16 protein-coding genes are annotated in these 25,699 nt (G+C 43.5%); 8 read left to right on the forward strand and 8 right to left on the reverse strand.

All coding sequences use genetic code 11. The features are described from left to right. The first annotated feature begins 108 nt into the window (after nt 1-108). The 4 genes from R8P61_19845 (at nt 109) to R8P61_19860 (ending at nt 6,084) form a co-directional block, all read left to right on the forward strand. Complete coding sequence (locus R8P61_19845; protein MDW3649331.1) at nt 109-2,496, forward strand: HAMP domain-containing sensor histidine kinase; 2,388 nt, start codon at nt 109-111, stop codon at nt 2,494-2,496. Continuing rightward, nucleotides 2,493-3,236, forward strand: coding sequence for a LytTR family transcriptional regulator DNA-binding domain-containing protein (locus tag R8P61_19850; GenBank protein ID MDW3649332.1), 744 nt, complete (start codon nt 2,493-2,495; stop codon nt 3,234-3,236). Before R8P61_19845 ends, R8P61_19850 begins: the two co-directional genes overlap by 4 nt. A 220-nt stretch (nt 3,237-3,456) precedes the next feature. After that, a complete protein-coding gene (locus R8P61_19855) occupies nt 3,457-5,481 on the forward strand; it encodes a hypothetical protein (GenBank protein MDW3649333.1) in 2,025 nt (674 codons plus the stop codon). Nucleotides 5,482-5,514: 33 nt separating this feature from the next. After that, nucleotides 5,515-6,084, forward strand: coding sequence for a hypothetical protein (locus tag R8P61_19860; GenBank protein MDW3649334.1), 570 nt, complete (start codon nt 5,515-5,517; stop codon nt 6,082-6,084). 80 nt (nt 6,085-6,164) lie between these two features. On the opposite strand, the gene R8P61_19865 is transcribed toward R8P61_19860, so the two are convergent. Beyond that, nucleotides 6,165-7,487: a hypothetical protein gene (locus R8P61_19865; GenBank protein MDW3649335.1), complete on the reverse strand. Its 1,323-nt coding sequence runs from the start codon at nt 7,485-7,487 to the stop codon at nt 6,165-6,167. A gap of 171 nt (nt 7,488-7,658) precedes the next feature. Here R8P61_19865 and R8P61_19870 point away from each other — a divergent pair, with 171 nt between their 5' ends. Further along, a complete protein-coding gene (locus R8P61_19870; protein ID MDW3649336.1) occupies nt 7,659-8,852 on the forward strand; it encodes a glycoside hydrolase family 88 protein in 1,194 nt (397 codons plus the stop codon). A 79-nt stretch (nt 8,853-8,931) separates the two neighbouring features. Here the strand turns inward: R8P61_19870 and R8P61_19875 are convergent, their stop codons facing one another. The 6 genes from R8P61_19875 to R8P61_19900 form a co-directional block, all read right to left on the reverse strand. Continuing rightward, nucleotides 8,932-10,380: a DUF1501 domain-containing protein gene (locus R8P61_19875; protein MDW3649337.1), complete on the reverse strand. Its 1,449-nt coding sequence runs from the start codon at nt 10,378-10,380 to the stop codon at nt 8,932-8,934. Next, on the reverse strand, nt 10,377-13,457 hold the full coding sequence (locus tag R8P61_19880; protein MDW3649338.1) for a PSD1 and planctomycete cytochrome C domain-containing protein: 3,081 nt from the start codon (nt 13,455-13,457) through the stop codon (nt 10,377-10,379). The genes R8P61_19875 and R8P61_19880 overlap by 4 nt, the downstream gene beginning before the upstream one ends. Before the next feature lie 87 nt (nt 13,458-13,544). Beyond that, a complete protein-coding gene (locus tag R8P61_19885; GenBank protein MDW3649339.1) occupies nt 13,545-14,972 on the reverse strand; it encodes an ABC transporter permease in 1,428 nt (475 codons plus the stop codon). Nucleotides 14,973-14,976: 4 nt separating this feature from the next. After that, on the reverse strand, nt 14,977-16,473 hold the full coding sequence (locus tag R8P61_19890) for a sugar ABC transporter ATP-binding protein (protein ID MDW3649340.1): 1,497 nt from the start codon (nt 16,471-16,473) through the stop codon (nt 14,977-14,979). A 38-nt stretch (nt 16,474-16,511) separates the two neighbouring features. Further along, the gene (locus R8P61_19895) at nt 16,512-17,486 is read right to left on the reverse strand and encodes a substrate-binding domain-containing protein (protein MDW3649341.1); all 975 of its coding nucleotides are present in this window, start codon (nt 17,484-17,486) and stop codon (nt 16,512-16,514) included. Nucleotides 17,487-17,591: 105 nt separating this feature from the next. Then, nucleotides 17,592-18,479: a PfkB family carbohydrate kinase gene (locus R8P61_19900; GenBank protein MDW3649342.1), complete on the reverse strand. Its 888-nt coding sequence runs from the start codon at nt 18,477-18,479 to the stop codon at nt 17,592-17,594. A gap of 365 nt (nt 18,480-18,844) precedes the next feature. On the opposite strand from R8P61_19900, the gene R8P61_19905 reads away from it, so the two are divergent. Together R8P61_19905 and R8P61_19910 are read left to right on the forward strand one after the other, a co-directional pair. After that, the gene (locus R8P61_19905; GenBank protein ID MDW3649343.1) at nt 18,845-21,883 is read left to right on the forward strand and encodes a TonB-dependent receptor; all 3,039 of its coding nucleotides are present in this window, start codon (nt 18,845-18,847) and stop codon (nt 21,881-21,883) included. 19 nt (nt 21,884-21,902) lie between these two features. Next, nucleotides 21,903-23,270, forward strand: a complete 1,368-nt coding sequence (locus R8P61_19910) for a RagB/SusD family nutrient uptake outer membrane protein (GenBank protein MDW3649344.1) — start codon at nt 21,903-21,905, stop codon at nt 23,268-23,270. 60 nt (nt 23,271-23,330) lie between these two features. Here R8P61_19910 and R8P61_19915 read toward each other — a convergent pair whose 3' ends face one another. Beyond that, nucleotides 23,331-23,792, reverse strand: a complete 462-nt coding sequence (locus tag R8P61_19915; GenBank protein ID MDW3649345.1) for a hypothetical protein — start codon at nt 23,790-23,792, stop codon at nt 23,331-23,333. Between the two features lie 160 nt (nt 23,793-23,952). On the opposite strand from R8P61_19915, the gene R8P61_19920 reads away from it, so the two are divergent. Further along, complete coding sequence (locus R8P61_19920; GenBank protein MDW3649346.1) at nt 23,953-25,677, forward strand: T9SS type A sorting domain-containing protein; 1,725 nt, start codon at nt 23,953-23,955, stop codon at nt 25,675-25,677. The last annotated feature ends 22 nt before the right edge of the window (nt 25,678-25,699 follow it).

A 25,699-nucleotide genomic window follows, 5' to 3' on the forward strand; every position in this document is an offset into this window, starting at 1 on the left:
ATTGATTTTGATGGAAATTTACGACCTCATTCGTTTAAAAAACAAAGTGTAATCCATCCTCGTTTCATTATTCCCCTAATTTCGATAAGAATTGATTAATTTACACTTATGCGTGCGATCAGGATTATAGGCCTATTTCTTTTATTCTTTCCCATTTCTCTCCTATCTATAGCTCAGACTACTGAGATAGAGAGCCTTCGTCAAAACATAGCCAGCACTACTACCCCAAATGATAGTTTGGATCATAGCTTGACACTGGCTCAGAAACTGCGGCCCTTTTCGACAGACTCTGTCCGAAAATATGCAGAAATTGCCCTGAAACTGGCGGAACAAACAGAGGACAAAGTCGGACAGGCAAAGGCTTATCGTCATCTTTCCTGGTCCCGAGGCCTTATGGTGCAGAATATTGCCCAATTGATTCAGGATGCGACCCAGGCCCTGGAACTGGCTAAATCAGCCGCTGATTCTCTAGAAATTCATATGGCAGGTTTAGCCTTATCCCGAGGATTTCTCGCCATACAGAAAATGCCAGAAGCAGAAAGCTTTGTGAAAGGAGCTTTGGATTATGGACAAAGAAACAATCTAGGCAAGCTGGTCAATCAGTCCTATAATTCTTTCGCCTATTTATCCATCCTTTCAGACCTCAACAAAAGTCTGGAATACCGAGATCTCGCGATACAACAAAGCCTGAAAAATGGAGATCAACATGATCTTGCATTCAACTATACCCAAAAAGCTTATATCCTCAAGTTCCAGAAATCCGATTCTGTCGCTCACTATCTACAGTTGGCTCGGGAGATCTATAAACAAAGTCCTGCACCTGTCTATGAAGGTATACTGCTCTACAATTTGGCAGAATACTATGGAGACCTCGGATATGGAGACTCTCTTATTTATTATGGATTAAAGGCCAATGATTTATCCAGGCAAACCAATTATGTGCAAGTTGCACGGGTTTCGAAGGCCCTTTTATTTGCCTACTACTTCAACAGGCAAGAGTACGAATCGGCGGAACCATTTGCACGAGGTGCCCTGGAAATCGAAAAATCACGACCATCAATCAATTATGTATCTGCCTTTGTAGATATGGCTCGGATACAGGCCAGTCTGGGAAGAACAGATTCGGCGCGATACTATTTCAAAGCTTCTGAAGAAGCCCTCAAAGTGATCCCTTCTCCTCGTTTCGAGGTCTTGGTCCGATCATATTATGGAGAGTTTTTGAATAACCAAAAGGAGTATCAGGCCGCTCTAGGAGAACTAACCAAAGCCAATGAAATATCTCAAGGCATGCAGGAATCTGCTGTTCAGGATTTTCTCCTTTTAAAATTGGCGGATTCGCACAGAAATTTAAGGCAGTATCAGCAAGCAAAAAACTATTATCGGGAAGCCATTGAATTGGGTAATACCTCCAATGAGGCTGATTTATTGAGAGATGGATATGAAGGATTGAAAGCCTGCGATTCTGCTTTGGGCAATTGGGCATCTGCTTTCCAGAATCAACAGAATTACAAAATCTGGGCGGATTCTTTTCAGCGGAGAAGTTACAATATACAGACGGCTGAAATGCAGACCCGTTTTGAGACCGTTCAGAAAGAAGCTCAAATCACTCAGTTGGAACAAGAACAGGAAATTCAAAATCTGGAACTTCAACAAACAGAAACAGAAAGGAATTCACTGATAGGCATAGTTGCACTTCTATTGATTGCCGGGGGCATCGTTTTCGCCCTACTTATGCAATTGAGAACGCGCAATACCGAAATAAAAGCTCAACGGGAAAAGTTGAGTGTATTGAATGAAAGTAAAGATCGTCTATTTGCTATGATTGCTCATGATTTGCGCGGTCCGATTACCGGCTTCCAGAGTGTAGGGAAAATATTTGATCATTATGTACAAAAGGAAGACTTCTCTAAGCTGGGAGCAATCAGTCAGCGCATCAATCAACAATCCAATCAGCTCAAACAACTGCTGGACAATCTCCTGAACTGGTCTTTGCAGCAGTTGGGGGTGTATGAAGCCCAGGCTAGTGATATCAAATTGCAGGGATTGGGGAAAGAGATTCTGGACAGATATGAAGCGCATGCCCAGGCCAAGGGAAATGAATTGATCCTCAGCATTCCTGAAGAGCTAAAATGGAAGGGAGATAAAAATGGGCTAAGTGTAGTCCTGAATAATCTCGTAGGAAATGCCATCAAGTTTACAGAGCAAGGCCAGATCGAATTGAGTGCCAGGCAGAACGATGGCATTGTAGAAATAAGTTTATCTGATACTGGCAAAGGAATGAGCCCTGGACAAGTTCAGCAATTGATAAAAGAATCTAAATTGAGTTCAGAAAGAGGTACAGCAGGTGAAAAAGGAACTGGATTGGGTTTTCAGATCATTCATCAACTCCTGGATCATTGGAAGGGAGAATTAAAAATTGAAAGTGAAGAGGGCAAGGGATCTCGTTTCAGCATTCATTTGCCGATTGCCCCTGATTTTGCGAAATTGTCAACATGAGTAGGGAATCTGTGCGCGTTTTTGCCCTGGAGGACGATTTTTTCCACCAGGAAAACCTGAGGATAACCCTAGAAGATCTGGGATATGATCTGGTGGGTTTAGAGGATAAAGCCGAGGGAATGCTTCCTGTCGTCAAGGAAAAGAAGCCTGACATAGTCTTGCTGGATATTCATTTATCCGGAGAAGAATCCGGCATTGATCTTGGGCACAAAATCAATCAACAGCTTCCCACCCCCATTATTTACATCACTTCCTTTTCCGATTCGCAAACCTTCAAAAAGGCGAGCCTCACGCATCCATATGCTTACTTAACAAAACCGGTAGAAAAACTGGCTTTGCAAAGTAGCATAGAACTCGCTTTGCAGAGTACAGATGATGAGGCTAAGGAAAGTCAGGAATGGGAGTCAGATATCCTCTTCCGAAATTTCTTCTTTGTAAAAATAGGCCCCAAACTGGTCAAGATCCATCCCGAAGAAGTCCTCTATATAGAAGTGGATGGCAACCGATATTGCAAAATCGTGACCCTGGATCGCCAGGCTCATATTCGTGGCACTTTACCCGAAATCCAAAGAAAGCTAAATCCTTCCCCTTACATTCGGGTCCACAAATCCTTTCTCATCAATCCCCTCCACCTGGAGTCCATTCACCAACTTAATCAGACCCTGAAAATCGGGCCGCATGAGATTCCGCTTGGAAAGACCTATAAAGAATCATTTTACGATCGGCTGAATAGACTGTAAATGGAGCTTAGGATGTGTTTTAGTGTTGTTGTGTTATAGTTGTAATTTTTCCTTAAAATGAACTACCGCACTAAAACACTGCCGTACTCACCTCTTCCTTCCCTGACACCATTATCATCTTTCCCTGACAAAATCCTTCCCTTTCCTGACAAAGCTCGGTTTAAAGCGATTATAGAGGACATCTTTATCATGTCAAACAATCTATAATCCTTTAATCGACATGAAATACAACAGCAAACTATTAGTAATTCTATCCCTCCTCAGCATGATTTTCTTTTCATGTGAGGAAGGCCCTATTAATCCCAATGCAGAAGGTTGTGAAGAGATACATGGAAATTGGGTAAGAGTAAGAAGTAATAATCCAGCCAATGACGGCATGGAGCTTATCGCAACCGGAACAGAAGGTACCATCCTTGTGGGTCGCGGGAATTTCAACGTAGGCGATATAAAATGGAAAGACATCAGCGGAGGAGGTGGCAATTTTACGCACCAGGAACTGGGGAGTGATGGTAATTATTATTCAGCAAGCATGGAATTGATTGCTGATACCATCTATGTTACCGTAAGTTCAAGTGGTGCAGGAAATGAGCAAAAATGGGTACGAAAAGAATCCTATACCGATCCAGGACCTTCTGGTGAAACGCAGATACTTGATTGCAGTATCTCAGAAAATACGACCCTGGTCAATGGACCAGCAGCCGTAGACTACCGCATCGATTGTGTGCTTGACCTAACAGCAAGCCTCACTATAGAACCCGGTACAGTTATCGAGTTTTCGCAAAACGCAGGAATAGGCGTTTATGATAATGGAGAGCTTAAAGCTCTGGGAACTTCAGGAGAACCTATCATATTCAAAGGTACAACAGCTAACAAAGGCTGGTGGCGAGGTATCCACATTGAAACTCCCTTATCCAACCAGTTGGATTATGTAGAAATTCAGGACGCTGCCGGGAATTATGTGTACTGCTGTAATGATAAAGCCAGTTTATTCCTGAAAGATGGGTCTATTGAAATCCGCAATACCCGCATCTCCAATGGGGAAGAACACGGAATCATTATAAGAAATGCTGTCGAAATTGGAATCTTTGAAAACAATACCATTACAAGTCATGATAAAGAGCCCTTGGTTCTGCCTATTCAGCAGGCGCAAAAACTTGATGGTTTAGGATCTGACTTTAGTGGAAATGGCCAGAATTTCGTCCTACTAACAGATGATGATGTAACGGAAGAAAGCAGGCTAAAAAAGCTCAATATTCCATATGAACTAGAAGGGGCAGTTTACGATATAAAAGAAAAACTAACCATCGATGCAGGTGTAGAACTTCAAATGAATGAAAATGCGGGTATAGGCGTATTCGACCAGGGAGCCTTAAAGGTAGAAGGGACTGATTTAGAGCCTGTCATTATGAAAGGCAGAGAAAGTCTACGTGGCTACTGGAGAGGAATTCACATCGAAACCAATAGCTTGAGCAATATTCTAGATCATCTTCAAGTATCCAATGCAGGTAGTAATTATGTCTACTGCTGCAACGTAGTAGCCAGTGTTTTCCTCAAAGACGGAAGGACTACCATCAGAAACTCCAGCATCACAGAAGGACAAGGCTATGGTATAGCGACTACAGATGACTTTACCTTCTCAGGATTTGAAAATAATGTGATAAGCACGCATGACGCAGAACCGCTTTACATCAGCATAGAGCAAGCCGCTGAACTGGATGGTATGAATTCTGATTATTCAGGAAATGATGAAGATTACCTGCACGTTTACAACAGCAGTGTTGGCAATCAAATTGAGATTGATAAAACCAATGTTCCTTTCCTCCTGCACTCTGTAATCGATGTAACAAAGCCTTTGACCCTTGAGCCCGGAGTTGAATTTGCATTCGCCTTAAACGCAGGACTGGGAGTTTATGATGACGGTATCTTAAATGCTATTGGTACAAGTACGGATAAAATCATCTTCAGAGGAAAAACGGCTCAACCGGGATACTGGAGAGGTATTCATACCGAGACCATCAGCTTTGACAACGAATTGACGCATGTAGAAATCAGAGACGCAGGAAGTAACTATGTCTACTGTTGTAACAGCGTTGCTGCTCTTTTCCTGAGGTCTGGCAGAATGAAAGTTACCAACTCTTATATCCACGATAATGCCGGATGTGGAATCTTCGTGAGATCAGGCTCTACCCTTGAAGAAAATGGCAATACTTACGCAGGAAACGCAGACGGACACATTTGTAACTAATCATTAACAAACACACATAAACAATTCTAAGTCATGAAAAATCAACTGATTATAGTCCTTACAGCACTGTTCTTAACAGTCATGGTAACGCCCCAGAGCACACAGGCCCAGAGTTTTGAAAAAGGCTTGTTGAGCATTAGCCCAGGCCTTAACCTCGGAAACATAGGCTTCTATGGATCCGGAACAGGTTTGCCCCTGATAGCTTCAGCTGAGTTTGGTATCCTTGAGTATGTGGGAGTAGGCCCTTATGCAGGCTTCGTAAACTACAGCTTTGGAAGCGGAGCCAACAAATATAGATACACCTTCATTTCGGTAGGTGTGAGAGGTGACTTTCATTACAACGCCCTTCTGGAAGAAATTCTGGAAATGGACCTCAACTCAGACAAGGTCGATCTCTACATAGGCATCCTGCTGGGGTATCAAACTACCTCCTATTCAGGACCTGATGGAGATATCTACAGAGGGCTTTACAACAATCGGGGAACTTCAGGGGTAACCGTTGGCGGGAGATATTACTTCAACCAAAACCTGGCAGTTTTCGCAGAGGCAGGCCGCTCTCTATATGGGGCACTCAATGTGGGCCTTACCCTGAGACTGAAATAGCAAGAAGAACACAAGATTTTTTTAATAGCGAGGCGCTAAATATGCAAAGCCCAAGGGTTATCCCAAGGGCTTTGCTTTTTTTAATTACCCCACTGCAACTTCATATTGCGCAGGTCAATCTTTACGCTCATGGGACCATAGCCCATATCGATCTGGGTTTCTCCTTTTAGTCGTGTATTGAATTGCTCTCCCTGCAATAATTGAAAGACACCATTCGAGGCCTCATTCATGTTCCAGTTGAGACGGAGCTTTACCCACAATTCTTTTTCCTCACCGGCTTCTATTCTACGATTCCTCCCCTGAACGCCCATTTCAAAACTGATAGGAGTAAATGAATTGAAATCTGCATCCGCAAAAAAGAGGGGAGCTTCTATGGGAAATTCATTGGTATTCTTAAATATAAAGGGAATGCTCACTTCCATTCCTGTCACCCTCGGTCCGGGAAATTCGATTCTATTCGGCATGGCATCCAGATCACCCCAGCTTTCTACAAAGTTTTCCCAATGAGTCTGTATGGGAGAGTTTGGATCGACATAAGTCAAAACCAAATGGTTGAGCATGGGTACATTTTCATCTGGTTCCAGTTTCCCCACAAATTCATTCCATTTCTGATTCGCCTCTACCCCATAGAAAGGGGTAAGTATCGTCGTCATTAAGTAGGAGGCAACATTCACCTTCCCTATTCCAAAGACATCTATGCTATCCTTCATCATGGAAACAAAGGGATCGCTAAGCGCATTGCTGTTATTCGTTTCGATCAGGGTATTGACCATGGGACTCAATCCATCCTTGAGTAATTTGAGATCGAGGGTTTCCATTTGGCCGATAAATTCCACCTTCATTGGATTGCTGGAAGCTTTGATTTGAGGTAAAGCTGGCAGGCGAAAGTTCATACCATGTGAAAGTTCAAGGGTTCGACTGCCCAGTTTCTTATCCAGATAAGTCTTTGCCAACTCACTCCCCTTGCTATCCTCAGGCAAAGGAATATCAAATGAAGTGGCAAGAGATCCTGCATATTCAACCAAATTTACCGTAAAGGAAGAAGCAAACTCCAGGCGATTATCTTTTCCCAATACCCTATATCGACTCAGCTTTCCCCTCGGATTTAAATCAAAAGTAGCTACGTAGGTAATGTGGATACTATCTTCTGCAGGTAAAATAAAGCCTTCCTTAGACAGAGGCATACCGGGCAAATCCTTCCCATTTAGCTTGAAACTAAAGCTATGCTGTGGGATGGGAAGACTCTTTTTATAAGGATTTTTATAGGCGAAGGTAAGCCCCAGCTTTAGATCCGTTTCCTCCAAACTCAATTCAGGAGGAAATTGCTGCACTTTTACGCCTTGAAAACTGGCTGTAGGCACTACATCCTGAATATTCAATACCGAACGGCAGGAAGTATTCATAAGAGAAAGGATGCAGGCAAGGATCAGGAGTATATTTCGGTAAGCCAAAATCGAGCGGGTTAGTGAAAATTGTGTGTTTTTCTCAATTAAGTGCTTTTTCAGGCACAAAAGGTTACCGATGATTACATAGAATGCAGGCTGTATGCTTCTTGCCTTTAACTTGCAAGAGACATGAACACATTTCGGATCATAGCTATCAGCTTGTTCTTAAGCGCCTTGTTTCCTGCTTGTCAGGAAGATATACAAAGGCCCGAAAATATCTCGAAAGAACTCCTCCAACATCGTCTGGATATGCTGGTTCAGCGAAGCCTGGAAACCTATGAGCAATATCCTCCCATACGCGAAAAAATATATCGTTCACGTAGCGGATTCTGGACCTTGAGATTTGCAGAGGAATCAGACTGGTGCAGCGGATTTTATCCAGGTATCCTCTGGCAGCTTTATGGATATTCGAGCAAGGAGCCACTGATGATAGCTGCCAAAGCCTATACTTCCTTTCTCCAAAAAGAAGCCCTCAAATCTGACAGCCATGATATCGGCTTCAAAATAAACTCCAGTTATGGACAGGCATGGAAAATCAGAAAGGAACAGGAATTCAAATTGACCTTGATACAGGCAGCAAGAAGTCTGAGCAAGAGATATGATGCGCGCATGCAAGCCATCAAAAGCTGGGACTATAATCCCGGACATTATCAGTATCCCGTCATCATTGACAACCTCATGAATCTCGAATTGCTCTTTGAAGCTTCCCGTCTAAGCAATGAGCCGAGTTTTTATCGACTGGCCAGGAGTCATGTTGAAACCAGCCTTAAACATCATTTTCGGGAAGACTTTAGCAGCTATCATCTTGTCAACCTGGATAGTATGAGTGGAGAGCTTTTGGGGAAAGAAACCAATCAGGGCGTCTCTGATGAATCTGCCTGGGCAAGAGGACAAGCATGGGGTCTTTATGGGATGACTCTGGCTTATAGATATACACGGGATAGCAGCTACCTCAGACAAGCGGAAGGTATTGCGGACTTCTTCTTCAATCATCCTAATCTGCCCGAAGATTTCATCCCTTATTGGGATTTTGATGCTCCTGATATTCCAGAGGCTCCGCGAGATGTATCGGCAGGCGTAATCACTGCTTCGGCTTTATTCGAATTGGCTACTTATAGCAATAATCGAGAAGAATATCTGAATTGGGGAGACCAGGTATTGCTAAGCTTGGAAAGCAGTCAATATCAGGCTTCCCGACTGCCTTTCTTTTTGGACAAAAGTACGGGCAATATGCCGATAGAAGAAGAAATTGAAGTGCCTATCGTCTATGCGGATTACTATTATGTGGAAGCCTTGATCCGAAGGCTAAAATTTTTTCCGTAATCATCTAAAGAAATTGCATAATAAGGATCGCTAAAATTGGCCCGCGGGGAAAGAAAATATAAATAAAGAAGTTAATTCCTTAAGCCAATATGTCGTGTATCACATGTCCATGTACATCCGTAAGTCGTATGTCCCTTCCACTGAAGCGATAGGTCTGTCTAACATGATCGATGCCCAATAAGTGAAGCATCGTGGCGTGCATGTCATGGATAGAAGTAGGGTTTTCAATTACCCGATATCCATATTCATCTGTTTTGCCATAGACCGTTCCTCCCTTTATTCCTGCACCTGCCATCCAAATGCTGAAAGCTGAAGGATTGTGGTCGCGGCCACCACCCGTACCCTGAGAAAAGGGAGTTCGCCCAAATTCTCCGGCAAAAACAATCAGGGTCTCTTCAAAAAGCCCACGAACTTTCAAATCCTTGATCAGTCCTGCTATGGGTTGATCGACAGCATGGGCATTCCGGGCATGTCCTTCTTTCAATTTGTTGTGTTGGTCCCAACGATCTGCATAGACATTGGGGCAGGTGAGTTCGATAAAACGAACGCCTCTTTCTACCAGTCTTCTTGCCAACAAACATTGGGTTCCATAACTCACCGTATTGGGATCATCTGACTCAAGGCCATACAGCTTTTTAGTGGCATCACTTTCGCCTGTAAGATCAGCCAGTTCCGGAATAGAAGATTGCATTTTGTAGGCCAATTCATAATTGGCGATGGTGGACTCGACCTGATCAGCATGCCCAAGTTTCCCGAGCAAACTTTGATCCATCTGGTCCATATATTTCAGCTTATTGAGTTGCAATTGGTCGTCGTATTCATGTGGGAGAATATTGGCTAAAGGCACTTTTGAAGCTTTGAGAACAGATGCCTGATAAGTGGCGGGCAAAAAGCCATTTTTAAAGTTATCCAGGCCTCCGGGAGGAGTAAGGCCTCCGTCCAGCACCACATAGCCCGGCAGATTCTCACTCTCGCTACCCAGCCCATAAGTAATCCATGCACCCATACTCGGTCGGCCTTGAATGCCGATCCCTGTATGCAGGAAATAATTGGCATTTGTATGCTCGGGGAATTCGGCAAACATACTATTGATCATGGCGATATCATCTACACAGGTCGAAATATGAGGAAAAAGATCGCTCATCCACATTCCCGATTCGCCTCTCTGTTTGAATTCCCATTGGGGGGGCATCAATTTGCCATAGTTGTTGAACTGAGTTGCATCCACTTTGAATTTGTCAAAGGGATTCTCGCCAGCTTCTTTGATGAGTCGGGATTTATAGTCGAATGCATCTACTTGTGAAACCCCTCCATCCATATAAAGGAAGATGATACTTTTGGCTTTTGGGGTAAAATGTGGAGCCTTATCTCCAGCTCCGGCCAGGGTAGCTGCTTTCGCCATCAAATTCCCCCCAAAAGGGACAGAGCCCATCAAGCCTAGTAAGGCAATAGAGCCAAAGCCATTGCTAAAGCGGCTGAGCATTTCCCGCCGACTCATCCGTTTTTTATAGTTGTGGGAATTTTTCATAGCAAGTGGATAAATTCTTTGAGGTTAAATATGGTATGGCAATAGTCGGCCCACAGTCGGGTATCATTTTTCATATCTTCCAAGCTGCATAGGTGATCTTTGGCCTGCATTTGGAGGAAAGCGATGCCATTTTTGATTTCTTCTTCCGAGGCTTGTCTGCTAAACGCCCTTGAGTAGATGAAAGCAATTCGATCTTCTATTTTTTCCGGGCCATTTGTAAGCAGGTTGAGGGCGAAATTGTAGGCCTGATCCTGAACAAAAGGATCATTGAGTAACGTCAGGGATTGAGCGGGGACATTGGTTGTAAGTCTTTTGCCGAAAGTGGAAAAGGGAATCGGAGCATCGAAGACCAGCATCATAGGAGAAAGGAAATTTCTTCGAATAGCTGTGTAGACACTTCTCCGGCCCATACCGTCCAGAGGTCCGGAAATACGCGGTTTTCCCCTACCCGTCATAAAAGGAGTCAAATGAAGAGGAATCGGCTCTCCATAAAGGGTCGAATCCATACAATCCGATACGGCCAGCATGCCATCTCGTATCGCCTCTCCTTCCAATCTTCGGATTGGGAAATGATGCAGATAAACATCCGTGGGATCTTTTTGCTGGCTTTCGGGCACTGCTACGGTAGAACGCTGGAATGCTTCTGTCAATAGCATATGTTTAAGCATTCGCTTTATTGACCAGCCTTCCTCCTTCATCTTGACTGCAAGGTAATCCAGGAGTTCCGGATGGCTCGGCAATTTTCCCTGTAAGCCAAAATTATCAACGGATTCTACGATTCCTCTGCCAAATACATGATGCCATAAGCGATTAACAATAACCCGGGCCGTGAGAGGATTTCCTTCATCCATTACTGCTTCTGCCCAGGCCAAACGACCACTACCCGTTTGAGGGAATTCCTTTGTCCTGGCTGGAACAGCACTGAGAAATTGACGAGGTACTTTTTCTTCCGATTGTTGATTGATGCTCCCTCGAATAAAGACAGAACTGAAAACAGCATCTCCTTCTGCCATACCGATGAAATGCGTGGAATCATATAAGGCAGTTTGTAAACTATCTCTAAGCTCAAGCAGCTGATTGAGTTTAGGGCCAGGTCCACTCCGGGCTGTTTTGTCAATGATCTTGTTTAGTTGCGCAAAGTCCTGTAGGCTCAGGTCATTTTCTATCCATTTGGCAAGGATTTTCTTTTCATCAGCGAGTTTAACATTCTCTTTGGCCTCCATCTCCGGCATCTCCATCTCTGGTTCTCCTCCGGTAAACTGGCTGGCATATTCTACTTCGACATATGTCTCCCTATCCTGATGATAGACATTACTTCCATGCACATTATAGTTTCCGGGAGTAAACTGGAAATAGGCTTTTTTCCCTTTCACCAAATCCAGGTCTATGTAATATGTTTTGAATGCTTCATCATCCAGGGTGATTTCCAAATTTCCATACAAGGGATTCCGGATGACCTGGAAATTATCTACAACTAATCGAATCTGTCCTCCTTTTCCTGCTGCTCTTATAGCTATGCTGTCGTGTTCGAGTATAAAATTGGGGGACCGAAGAATCCCATGTACACCTGTTCCATAAGCTCGGCTGGAAGCATATCCATTTTGCATAGCTTTCAAAGCTCCACTTTTCGAATCAAAAACGGGCTCTCCCATCAGGGGCCTTTCCCCGAAAGCAAAACCTGAACTATACCAACCGTCCCAACTTCCCTTTCGAAAGTCAGCAATCACCTGATAGCCATCAGCCGTTTTATCCCTTACAGGGCGTACTTCTTCTTTTTCTCCTTCTTCAAAAAATCTCGCCAATTGAAAGACAGATTCTTCAGACATTTCTTCCAGAGCTATCCCCCAATCTTTCGCCAATTCTGCCCGAATCAATTGCTTAACTTCCTTCAATTTGGAAAAAGTTCTGAGCTTCTCTTTTCCACTTCTTGCAGGGTGCGGTCCCAGCCTGGCACTTTCGATCATGCCATACATCGCGTAGTAGTCGGTAGTGGGAATGGGATCAAACTTATGGTCATGACAGCGAGCACAGGCTACTGTCAGGGCCTGGAAGGTTTTGGAGGTAACATCGATCATATTATCAATCTTGTCCGCCTCTTCCTGTTTGGTATCTACCGGACTGTGTTTGCCTTCCCCCAGGTAAAAGTATCCGGTTCCAAAAATAGATTCATTATAGCCTTCTGTTGGATGATATCTTGCCTCTTTCAGCATATCTCCTGCCAAATGCTCTTTCACGAAGAGGTCAAATGGGACATCCGCATTGAAAGCTCTTATCAGATAATCCCGATATTCCCATGCATGGCTGATTTCTATATCGAATTCATGCCCCATGGCTTCTCCATAGCGTACCAAATCCATCCAGTGTCTGGCCCATCTTTCTCCAAAATGAGGCGAAGCCAAATATTGATCGACTACTTTTTCGAAGGCCTGCTCTGAAGAATCTAACAAAAAAGCCTCTACATTATCTGGCGAAGGAGGTAATCCTGTGAGAATATAAGAAGCTCGTCGGATGATAGCGTTTTTACTTGCCTTCTCGCTCTTTTTCAAGCCTCTTCTCGCCAGTTCTTCGTCAAGTAGATAGTCGATCTGCCTGGATGGGGCTTCCTCTTTTATGTTTCGGGCAAGGTCAGGCATTTCGGGGGAAATAAATGCCCAGTGCGGCTTCCATTCCGCTCCCTGATCAATCCATTTTTCCAATAAAGCAATCTCCCGCTCACTCATAATCTTCTTGGCTTCCGGAGGAGGCATGCGCATTTCAGGATTTTCAGATCGCAATCGCTCTATGATACTACCTGCATCCGCATCTCCCGGCACAATGGCATAATTACCACTTTCCAGTAAGGCAGTCGCCCCTTCAAGATTGTCCAGGCGAAGTCCAGCCTCCCTGGAACTCGAATCCGGCCCATGACACACAAAACAGTTCTGCGAAAGCAAAGGACGAATATGATAATTGAAATCTACCGTTTTCGGCAGGTCTATATTTGGGGTACTGCTCGGCCAGAAACCAATCAGCAGGCAGAAGAGCAGGAGGGCAATTGCTCCTGTCAAATATTTCCGATTCGTTTTGCTGATCTTCATATTTTTAATCTACAATTTTATCCAAAGACTTAGACGACTTTGCTCTGATTAATCCCCCTTTAGCTTGCTCGATCAATTCAAATACTCCTAGCTAAAGTTTTCGGGATAAATACTTTGGAGGAAAAAGTATACAGCAAGAGCTGCGCTCCCTATTCCTACAAGCAAAAAGAGCAATTGCGAAGTCGTGATTTCTTTTCTTTTGTATTTATCGCTAACAATGGCCCCAATAATGACGAGGCCAAAAACGATCTTCTGTGTATTGGATTCTATCCCCAACTGGTTCATACCACTTTGGATGACAGCAATAATAAATGCTCCGATCAGGGTTCCCATGATCTTTCCCTGACCTCCCATGAGGCTCGTTCCCCCAACCACAACTGCCGCGATGGTATAGAGCTCATAATAATCCCCGTAGGTAGCTGCTCCACCGGCAAGATTTGAGGCGGTAATAACTCCTCCTAATCCGGCAAGCAAACCACAAATGGTATAGACCCAAAGCAGGACTTTATTTACGGGTACTCCGGAGAGTCGAGCTGCTTCCAGGTTCCCTCCTATGGCATAAATTCTTCTTCCGAAGGTTGTCCAGTGCATCAGGAACCAGGCCCCGGCATACAAAAGGCTCATGATAATTACGGATACCGGTACTCCTGCGAAACGACCTTTCCCCAAGACGGCAAAAGCTTCATTATTTACAGGGATAGTGGTTACATTTGAGAATTTATAGGCCAGCCCCCGCGCGATCATCATCATGGCAAGGGTTGCGATAAAAGGAGTGATCTTAAAGGTAGTACTGAGGGCTCCCGAGAAAAAGCCCATCAGGCCACAGAGTAGGATAGCCATCACACTTGCCATAAAAAGAGCTCCTCCTCCCGCAGCATCCGCTCCCATCTGTTGGATGAAGAGGGAAACACTTACTGCAGCCAGAGCGATCAAACTTCCTACGGAGAGGTCAATGCCCGCAGTAATGATGACCAGGGTCATCCCTATAGCCAAAATGGCAATGACTGATATTCTATCTGCTATATTTCGGAGATTATCTCTTTTCAGGAAGCGGGGGAATTTGCCGGAGGAAGGTTGAATAATGCTTGCCTCGGCAGCAACACTATATTTGGCAGAAGCTTTTTGAATCACCCCCCAATGCGCAATGTTTTTGGTAGTGGCAATAAAGTCTATTGCTTTTCCCTCTTCCTGGAGTTGTCGAAGTTGTCGTGCAACGGAGGGAGGATCAGCATTTACAATTGCCAGAACTTCATGTCCGGCCATACGCAGTTTTTCTGCCAAAGAAGCGGACATCTCCAAATCGTCCGGACCAATATTGCTAAGGATAAGTACAGATTGCTCCTGACCTTCCCCATTGATTTGGGTGAGGAGTTCTGTAGCAGCAGCCTTCCCTTTCGCCTCCTCCTCGCTGATAGTCATGATGCTAAAGAAGGCAATCAGGGCCAGCAAAACGAGTACCATGCCATAGTCTGCCAACAGGCGCTTCCAGATGTCTTGTAATTCTTCTTTATCCATATTTTTAGTGTACCGCTAACTCCATGATATCTTCCTGATTTGCGGAGGCTACCTCTTGTATTTCTCCAGCTATTTCTCCCTTTCTCATCACCAGGATTCTATCAGACATGCCCAGCACTTCCGGCAATTCAGAACTGACCAGAATGATGGCTTTACCTTCTGCTGCCAGGGCATTTATGAGTTGGTATATTTCGTATTTGGCTCCCACGTCTATACCGCGAGTAGGTTCGTCAAAAATGATGACTTCACAATCTTTTTGCAGCCACTTCATGAGCACCAGCTTTTGCTGATTTCCTCCACTTAGATTACCCGCCATTTGATCAAACGAGGATACTTTGAGCCTTACCTTTGACCGAAAGTCCTCAAAAGCAGATTTCTCTTTTCTCGGATTCATCAGGGACCTTTGTGAAAATTCTTTGAGATTGGGCAGGGCGAAATTGTTTTTTGCACTTTCTATCAGGACCAGTCCTTCTGCCTTCCGATCCTCCGTCAGCAGACAAATACCCGCGCTGATAGCATCACGTGGTTGCTGTATATTCAAGAGCTTCCCATGTTTATAAATTTCTCCTTCATCCTTTTCATCTGCTCCAAAAATCAGTCGCATTGCTTCTGTTCTTCCAGCCCCAATGAGTCCTGTAAATCCCAGTACTTCCCCTGCCCTGATTTCGAAGGATATGTTTCGAACAAATCCTCCACCTGACAAGCCTTTAACCTCCAGGATTTTATCTCCTATTTCCTGATACACTTTGGGAAACTCATCTTCTACTGTCCTACCAACCATCATCTCGATGAGGCTGCGGCGGTCCACTTCTTCGATCGATTTGGTAGCGATATATTCTCCATCTCGTAAAACCAGGATGCGATCGCAAATTTCAAATATTTCATCCAGTCTATGGCTGATATAGATAATGCTAATTCCCTCTTCTTTGAGTTCCCGGATGATGCGAAATAATCCCTGGACTTCCTGCGGGCTTAGGGTGGCGCTGGGTTCATCCATGACGAGGATGCGGGCATGTTGAGAGAGGGCTTTCGCAATCTCAACGATTTGTTGTTGGGCGATGCTCAGTCTCGAGCAAGGAATTTCAGGATTGATTGCTATGCCCAATTTATCGAATAATTCCTTTGCCTGTCGGCCTTCTTCTGATCGATGGATCATCCAGCCGCGGGTAATCTCATTTCCCAGAAAGATATTTTCACGTGCATTCAGATGAGGAACCAGGTTGAATTCCTGATAGATAATTCCTATTCCCAGCTTTTGGGCCATTTGGGGGCTAGATATTTCCACCCTTTCGCCAAACAACTCTATACTTCCGGCAGAAGGTTTATGGGCTCCTCCCAGCATTTTGATCAAGGTACTTTTACCGGCTCCATTTTCCCCCAACAAGGCCAAAACTTCTCCTTCCCGAAGGTCGAGATCCACGCCCTTTAAGGCATGTACACCCGGGAAATGCTTATGAATTTCCCGCATGGACAAAACCATACTATCCGAAGCTTGCGACATGTATTTCGAGTCTTAGTAGTAGTATTTATATTTTCAGCCTAGTTCAGGCTGGGGTCTTTTTCTGCATCTGCTTTTTTGTAGAGGTAAGTATCGATGAGTACATCTTTTTCCACTTCCTCTCCATCAAAATAGCGCATCATGGTTTGAACTGTCATCTGACCGATCCGATCTGGAAACTGTATCGGGTCCGCATAGATTTTCCCTTCTTTTATGGCTCGTTTTCCCTCCGGCATTCCGTCAAATCCTATGATATCTATATCTTCCTCTTTCCCAACCTTTTCAAGGGCCGCATATGCCCCCAAAGCAGCAGGGTCATTGATCGCAAAGATGGCTTTTAAATTGGGATGTGCTTGTAAAGCATCACTGGTAGATTGGTTGGCAATATCTCTCCTTCCTCCACTTTTCAATTCACTGACTATTCTGATTTCTGCATCTGGATTCGCTGCATTATACTCGATCATCACTTTCTTAAATCCAGCCACTCTTTTTAAACAAGACTCAGCCGACTTGAAATCCAGAACCAGGATGTCTCCTCCTTTTCCTCCCAGTAATTCTACCATAGCATTGCCCGCTTGTATACCTCCTTCATAGTTGGCAGTGGTAATGGTACTAACGGTTTTGGCCGTGCTATCTGTACAACCGGTATCAGCCATAAAAACAGGTATGCCTACCTTATTGGCAGATTTGATAGAAGCTCCAATTGCATGTGCATTACAAGGTGAAATGATAATTCCCGCTACTTCTTTCGCAATAAAATCCTTCATTTGGCGATCCTGCTTATCGGGATCATTATCCCCACTCAGAATTTCCGTTTCATATCCATGTTTGCGTGCCTCTTCAGCAGCTGCATTTGCGAGAACATTGAAAAAAGGATTTTCGGAACTCATCACAGTAATACCAATGATTCCTTTTGCTGATGTACTAGAAGATGATTGCTGACAGGAGGAAAGACTTATCAAAAGGATAAGCATTAGACCCAACAGAAAGGAATTGCCGCCAATCTTAATTCTCATGAATTCCGGTATTGCAGGAGACAGCATCCTGAAGAGCCGTCCGCCAGTAGTTTTAATCCTTATTTACAAGGTAAGCAGAATGCGTGATTTTTCCTCAAGCAGACCTTAGTCAATCTCCAGGATTTTTTTCAATTCATCAGAATAGGTGGGAATGGGTCCATGAGAAGAGGCTACAAAGGCTCCCAGCTGATTTGCAACAGAGGCAGCATAAACCGGATCTCCTTTTTTGAAATACATTGCCAGGAAGGCTGCACTAAAAGAATCACCTGCTCCCACCGTATCCACTACTTTTACTTTTTTCCCGGGGACTTTATGCAGTTTGTTTTCGTGGTAAATGAAACAACCGGCTCCCCCTGCAGTAACGATCACGATTTCCTGCCCTCTTTCAGCTGCAGCTCTTTTACAAAAATCCTCTATTCCCATTTTTTCGGAAAACGTAAATTCGGAAATGATGGGCACCTCATCATCATTGAGTTTCAGAATTGTACTGTATTTCAGGGAATCATTTACAATCTCCGCGGAATAACAATCTTTTCTCAAATTCACATCATAAAAGATATGCTCGAATCTAAGACTTTCAAGGATGCGATAAAGACAGCTTCGGGATGCTTCATTTCTTTGAGCCAGGGAACCAAAACCAAACATATCAAAGGATTCCTCCTTTAATCCTGACTGAATCAATTCCTCAAAATCAAGGTAGTCATATGCGACTTCGGGATTGATGGTATAGGAAGGTTGACCATTTTTGAGAAATACATCCACTGTGCCCGTGGGTTTTTCCTTATCCCATTGAATGAAGTTAGGATAGATGCCTAATTTTCTCGCTTCCTCAAAAGCTTTTTCGCCCCACTCATCTTTTCCCAATCTTGATACCATATAAGTCTCAGCCCCACAACGAGTGATATGAGAAGCGAAGTTGAAAGGGGCTCCTCCGATATAGTATTTTCCCTCTATAATATCCCAGAGAATTTCACCAAATGAAAGTACACGCATAATTGTAGAATGTTGGAGAGGAAAGTAGCCACGATAATCTAAAATTATTTGAAGAATTGAAAGAAAAGACAAAATAAATAACTGTGGGATTTACGGCTCAAGAGCAATCTAAATGCCTTGTTTGAGGGTTTTCTTGTCCCTTGCATGAATAATTTTTAGATAGCCGAAGTAGACCTTCCTCAAAACTTTTCGTTATTATGGACAGTTAAGCATGATCAACCTATGTTCAAACACTAAGAATTATACACACATTCACTAACCAAAAAACACAAGTGCAAACCATGATTTCTTAAGAATACCATGATCATATCCAAGTAGGATAGCACACGTTCTTTCTCACATGTTTTCAATTCTAATCTAACGTTATGAAACGACTATCAACGCTAGTGAGTCTGATGGTAATCTGCTGCTCCTTTTTATGGAGTCAAGCCATTACAGGCTCCGTAAGAGATGCTGATGGGCCGCTCAGTTTTGCCTCAGTTGTGGTAAAAGGAACGACCTTTGGTACCTCTACCGATAATGAAGGCAACTTCAAATTGACTGTGCCCGAAGGTGCTACTGCATTAGTAGTAACTTATGTAGGCTACAAGACCCAAGAGATCAAACTCGATGGCAACACGAACTACACAATCACACTGGTTGAAGACTATCTGGGAGTAGATGAAGTAGTAGTAACTGCGTATGGAACCAAAAGATCTGGTGACGTAACAGGAGCTATTTCTACTGTAAATTCTGAGGTTATTCAGGATGTTCCCGGTGTAGGCTTACAAACCGCACTCCGAGGCAGAGCTGCAGGAGTAATTGTAACTCAAGCTTCAGGTACGCCTGGTGCAAGTGTAGATGTTCGCGTAAGAGGTTCTACCTCTATTTCTGCTACTAATCAGCCTTTGTATGTAATTGATGGAGTTCCTCTGATCTCCGGAAACTTCTCACAAGTAGGAGTAGGTGGGCAGGACTTAAATGCCCTGGCTGACCTCAACCCTAATGACATTGAATCCATCAATGTATTGAAAGATGCTTCTACAGCGGCCATCTACGGTTCTCGTGGTGCCAATGGAGTAGTACTGATTACTACCAAGTCCGGAAAGGCAGGTAGAACTCAGATCAATTTCAATGCTTCTTATGGTGCACAAGATCCCATCAAACTGATTCCTGTACTGGACTCCGCAGATTATCGCGACTATTTAGGAGAAATCTATGGTGACAGAAACTTCTTCCTGGGAGGATTTCAGGGAGATACCTATTGGCAGGACCTGGTTTTCAACAATGGAACCATCGAAGATTACAGCCTTAGCTTTAGTGGTGGGGATGCAAAGACACGATTCTACGCGGGTCTGTCCTATCATGACAATGAAGGGATCATCGAAAGTTCTCGCTTCCAGCGCTACAGTGCACGTCTGAATCTGGACCACCAGGCCAATGACAAATTGACCATTGGTATGAATATGGGGTACAACAACTCTGTCAATGACCGGGTAAGAAATGACAACAACATTTTTGGGATTGTATCCATTGCCATACTTTGGCCTTCTACTGTTCCCGTAAGAAATGATGACGGATCTTTTGCTTCCGGTTTAGGTTGGGAAAATCCGGTTAACAACATAGAAAACTATGACAACAAGATCATTTCTCACAGATTGAACGGTAATGCTTTTGCCAAATATGAATTTGTGGATGGTCTGTCCCTCAAAGTCGGGATGGGTATTGATGCCTTGAATTTGAGAGAGTCGGTTTATGAACCTTCTATCCTTCAATCATCCAATACAGGTACCGGAACCAATAGTGAAGTATCTGACTTCCGCTGGGTAAACAACTATACCCTGAACTACAACACCAATTTTGGAGCCAGCACACTGGACATGAATATCGGTGCTGAGTTTCAGGAAGACAGAATCGATCGTCTTTTCGCAGAAGTAAATGACTTCCCAACTGATGATTTCACCGGTCTTTCTTCTGGAGCATCTCCTACGACCATTACAGGAAGTTTCTCCGGAGATAGATTGCAGTCTTATTTTGCAAATGTTGATTACTCTTATGCAGATCGCCTTTTTGTGACGGGTGTATTCCGTACGGATGGATCCTCTCGTTTTGTAAACAACAAATTTGGATACTTCCCCGGAGTTTCTGCCGGATGGAAACTGTCCAATGAAGACTGGATGACAGGTAGAGGATTTGACCTCTTGAAAGTTCGCGTGGGATGGGGACAAACCGGTAACAATGGTATCGGAAACTTCACAGCCCTACAGCTTTTCGGAGCAGGTGCTAACTACCTCGACCTTCCCGGTATCATTACCACTCAATTGGGTAATCCTGACCTAAGATGGGAAACTACAACTCAAACCAATATCGGTATCGACTTTGGAATTCTGGACTCACGAATTGGCGGTAGCCTGGAATATTATATCAAAGACACTGATGATTTACTACTTAACAAACCGATCCCAACTACCACTGGATTTGCCAGTGTAACAGAAAATATCGGTAAAGTAAGAAACACAGGATTTGATATCAGCTTGAATTTTGTTCCGGTATCTACCAAAGATTTCCAGTGGGATATTAGCCTGATCGCAGGTTATAATGAAAATGAGATTGTGGAGCTATTCGAAAGCCAGCCTATTGATGTAGGTTTTGCTACTCGTTTGGCGGAAGGACATCCTATCGGTGCTTTCTTTGGCTATGTAGTTGATGATATCTACCAAAATGATGAGCAAATTGCTGCTGATGCGGCTTTAGACGGCGATGATACGACTCCTTATCAGCCAGGTGCTGCTCCTGGAGATTTCCGTTTCCAGGATATTAGCGGAGGTGCCGGTGATGATGGTATTCTTGGAACAGCTGATGACCTTCCTCCAGATGGAAGAATTACAGATGCAGACAGAACCTTTATCGGACAGGGACTACCTTCCTGGACGGGTGGTGTAACCAATATATTCGCCTACAAAGGAATCGAGCTGAATACTTTCTGGCAATTCTCTCTTGGGAATGATATCTACAATAACAACCTTGAGTTTGCTGAAGGTATGCACTCTGTATTCTCTGTAACTCAACGTGCATGGGATGGTAGATGGCAAATGGAAGGAGATGATGCTGATTTCCCAAGAGCTGTACGAGGGGACCCCAATAACAACAGAAGAAATTCTACTCGATTTGTAGAAGATGGATCTTACCTGCGTTTGAAGGTTGCTACGCTTTCCTACACCTTCCCAAGAACAATTCTGAACAATATTGGATTGCAGAAACTGCGGGTGTATGTAACCGGTCAAAACCTGATTACTTTCACCAACTACTCCTGGTTTGATCCTGAAGTAAGTACGTTCGGAGAAACCAATACAGCTCCCGGAACTGACTTCCTTACTTATCCTCAAGCAAGAAGCATTGTAGGAGGAATTAACATTGGCTTCTAAGCACTAAACTATTACAACAATGAAGAATTTATTTATATATCTTCAGGTAATTGCGATCGCTCTCATAGCCACTGCCTGCGATGCAATAAACCTGGAGGACGTAAGACCTCAAAATTCGATCCCCGTTTCTGCCGGGATCAACGATAAAAAGACTGCCGATGCACTGCTAAATGGTGTGTATGATGGTCTGCAGGATGGAACTGTTTTATTTGATGGATTCCTGGCTTTGGCTCAGATTTATTCAGATGAAGCCATCTTTACCGGAACTTTCCCAACTCGCTTTGAATTCGCGACCCTCAATGTACAGACCTCAAATGGTACCAATGCAGGAGTATTTTCCGATTTCTATGACGTGATCAACCGCGCCAATAATGTAATCGAATTGATTCCTCTGGTTCAGGATGAAGCTTTCTCTGAGGAGGATAAAAGCAGCTCGGTAGCTCAGGCAAGATTCCTGCGTGCGCTTTGCTACTTCTACTTGACTAATTACTATGGAGATGTCCCACTTATCCTGAATCCTACCCGTTCGGTAGCACCAGATGTGATCAATGTCCCTAATGATGCTCAATCTGCTATCTACGATCAGGTGATTGCTGATTTACAGTTTGCTGAGCAGAATTTGGGAGATGGGGATGTATTAACGGTTACAAGTTCAGCTGCAACCGCTCTGCTTTCACGTGTATACCTCTACCTGGAAGATTGGAATAATGCCCTTTCCTCAGCAACTACCGTTCTGGGATCAGGCTTTGATCTGGGTGCCTTTGGCTACCTGCAAGACCAAATCTATGGTATTGGATTTACTGCAACAGATGGAAATGTTTTGAACTTCTGGTATAGTCCTGCCGAGTGTGGTGGTCGCCATGATGTTGAACCTTCTCCAAAATTCCTCGCTTCTTATGAGGCAGGTGATTTGCGTAAAGCGGCTTCTGTATTGGAAGTGGGTGAAGTGATGACCGCTTGTGGACTGGCAGATACCGCTCTTGTTCCATTTGTATTAAAATACGATGACTTTGCATCGGGTATTTCTGGTACAGGAACTGATCCACTGATCATCAGTCGTCATGCTGAATTGGTATTGATAGCTGCAGAAGCTCAAGCCAGACTGGGCAACTTCACTGATGCGAGTTCCTGGATCAACCAGGTAAGAGCCAGAGCCGGATTGGCTGATGTTACGCTGGACGCTTCAAACTTCCTGGATTTGATTCTTCAGGAGAGATTGATAGAGCTTTCTTTCGAAGGGGCTCATAGATACCTCGACTTGAGAAGAACAGGTAGAGCGCAAGCTGAAATCTCTGGATACCAGCCTTGTCATGACATTTGGCCTATTCCTCAAAGAGAAATAGACAGAAACCCAAATCTCTCTCAAAACGCATGCTGTAACTGCTAAGTTTTGATATTATCAGAAAAGGGCTGCCGGATGGCAGCCCTTTTTTTTTCCTCAGGTCCTCTAAGGATTCCTTGCCATTTCATCCAAATGCTTATCTATGGCTTTTCTGAAAAAAAGAGAAATCAACCAAAGCAAAGGCTGCGTAAAGATAGATTTCGGATGAAGCTCAAATGCCCTTTCTACCATGGTCCCACCTGCGACTTTCTCTAGCTGCCAATGCTCCATAAAGTGGCTGGCTATCCCTTTTAAAGGAGGAGAAAACCCATATAATTTCATCAGGATTTCAGCATCTGCCTTCCATAAAAGAATTTCTTCTATGTGTTTTGATCCATCCGTATTTTCTACCCAAATCTTTGAACCGGCCATATCGGGAGTTTTAGGATCGAAATAAGCATCCGCAATGCCGGGGAGAAAACCGTATCCCTTAAAGTCTTTCCATTTCTCTATATCTGCAATTTGGCTGGAGATTTTTTCAGGTAGGACTGAAATGAATTTGTGGCAACTAAATTTTATCGCGGGCATGGTTTATTCCGTTTCGTATTTTGCGTCTAATAGGAGTAAATATCTGTCCTTTCCCATAAATTTGTCATAAAATTCGAAGACTTATTGTATTTTTATATATAGAGTAACCCTAATATACTTGTTCTAAACATCGACTACCGCTAACCTAAAGAACCATTCCATGAAAAACTATTACCCGATTTCGGCGATTTGGATTCTTTCAATCTCACTTCTTTTGGGTCTCACCACTGAGCTAAATGGGCAGGTCCGATTAGACAGTACCTATACCTACTCCATTCTTTCCCCTACAGATTCGATCCCCATCCAAAAAAGAGTCTGTAGTTATTCCAATATCAAGGGTGATTCTGACTGTTTCAATTTCAGCTCTTGCATCGACTATAATTGGAATTTTTCATTCAATAAGTGGGAGCCTGTGAGAAAAGAAGATTTTCGGAGAGATGATGCAAAAAACACAAGAGCAGCCATTTCCTTTGAGTGGGACAATGCAGAAAGAGAATGGATACCCGCTTATAAAGAAGTTTACTTTTCGCCCAATAATAGCTATAGCAGCTACAGATATGCTTATGATAGGGAGGCTAAAGAGTGGGTCGCTGTTGATTATTTTAGCAATCGCTCCTCTGATAGAGGGTATTTTTTTGAGTTGAAGCGAACAGATTTCAATGATAGAACTACTTCCGGGAGGAGAGAAACAAGCACCAATAATGATATTGGTCAAAGAGTGGAAACCCTGGGAGATATTTGGGATGATATAAAAAAAGAATGGGTACAAAGCTCTCGCTTTGAATATACCTATACAAGCCAGGGAAGAAATTTTACAGAAACCTCTTATTACTGGAGAAATGATATTGAAGATTGGGAACTGGAGACGTTCAACCAAACCAATTATGATGCTATGGGTAACAGGACTGCTATCATTTTCCAAAACTTCAGAGATTTTGTTGATCAGTTGACCGAATACAAATACGATTCACTCGGAAACATCATATCTGTTATTACTTCTAGTAGGCCTAATGCCCTTGCACCTTTAAGCTTCGAGCGAAAAAGAGAGCGAAGATTCAATGCCAATGGTTGGCAGATAGGAGAAGAGGTTTATAGATGGGAAAATGAAATGTGGGTTTTGGATGTCTTTAGTTCTGCAGAGCTAAATTCCCAGGGGAAGGATTCTCTTTTTGAAGCTTTTCAATGGGTGGCCGATTCAAACGACTTTATATTGATGGTCAGGGAAGAGACAAGCTATGATGAGCAGGACAGAGTAAATGATAGAAGATCCCTCTATTTCAGCACCTTTGATAATCGCTACTATGGATTCAGGTATCAGACTGTCTTTGATTCTCAAGGGCGCAATATCAGCGATATATATTCTGATTATTCCCAAGAAAGCAGAGAGTTTATTCCGCAAAACAGATATGATCGGGGCTTCAATCCTAGCGGGCAAACCATCCTAAACGAGACCTATCGATGGGATACAGCTCTTGCTAGTTGGCAGGGACAAAGAAAAAGCACTTACAGCTATGTAGGCTCTGGAAATTATAAACGGGTAGGCACCTATACCTGGGATGTAAATCTGAACGAATTCAGCATTTCAGAGAGCAAAATTTATAGCTGGGGAGTATGTGAACAAGAAAATATAGTAGAACGAGACATTGATAGATTCAGAATTTTCCCGAATCCTGCTACGGATAATTACCTACAAGTCCTTGCTGATCTCCGGCCTTTCACATATGAATTGATAGGGATAGATGGAAGAAAGATTATGCAAGGGGAATCCGAGAGTAATCTCTTGCAACTGGATGTAGGAGAGCTGCAAAACGGTGTCTATATTCTCTCATTTAGATTCCTGGATACAGAAGTACAAAAGAAAGTGATCGTCAATCATCCCTGGTAGATATTTCCTTTAGATAAAAACC

The organism is Bacteroidia bacterium, from assembly GCA_033391075.1.
In the GTDB taxonomy this organism is placed as follows: domain Bacteria; phylum Bacteroidota; class Bacteroidia; order J057; family J057; genus JAWPMV01.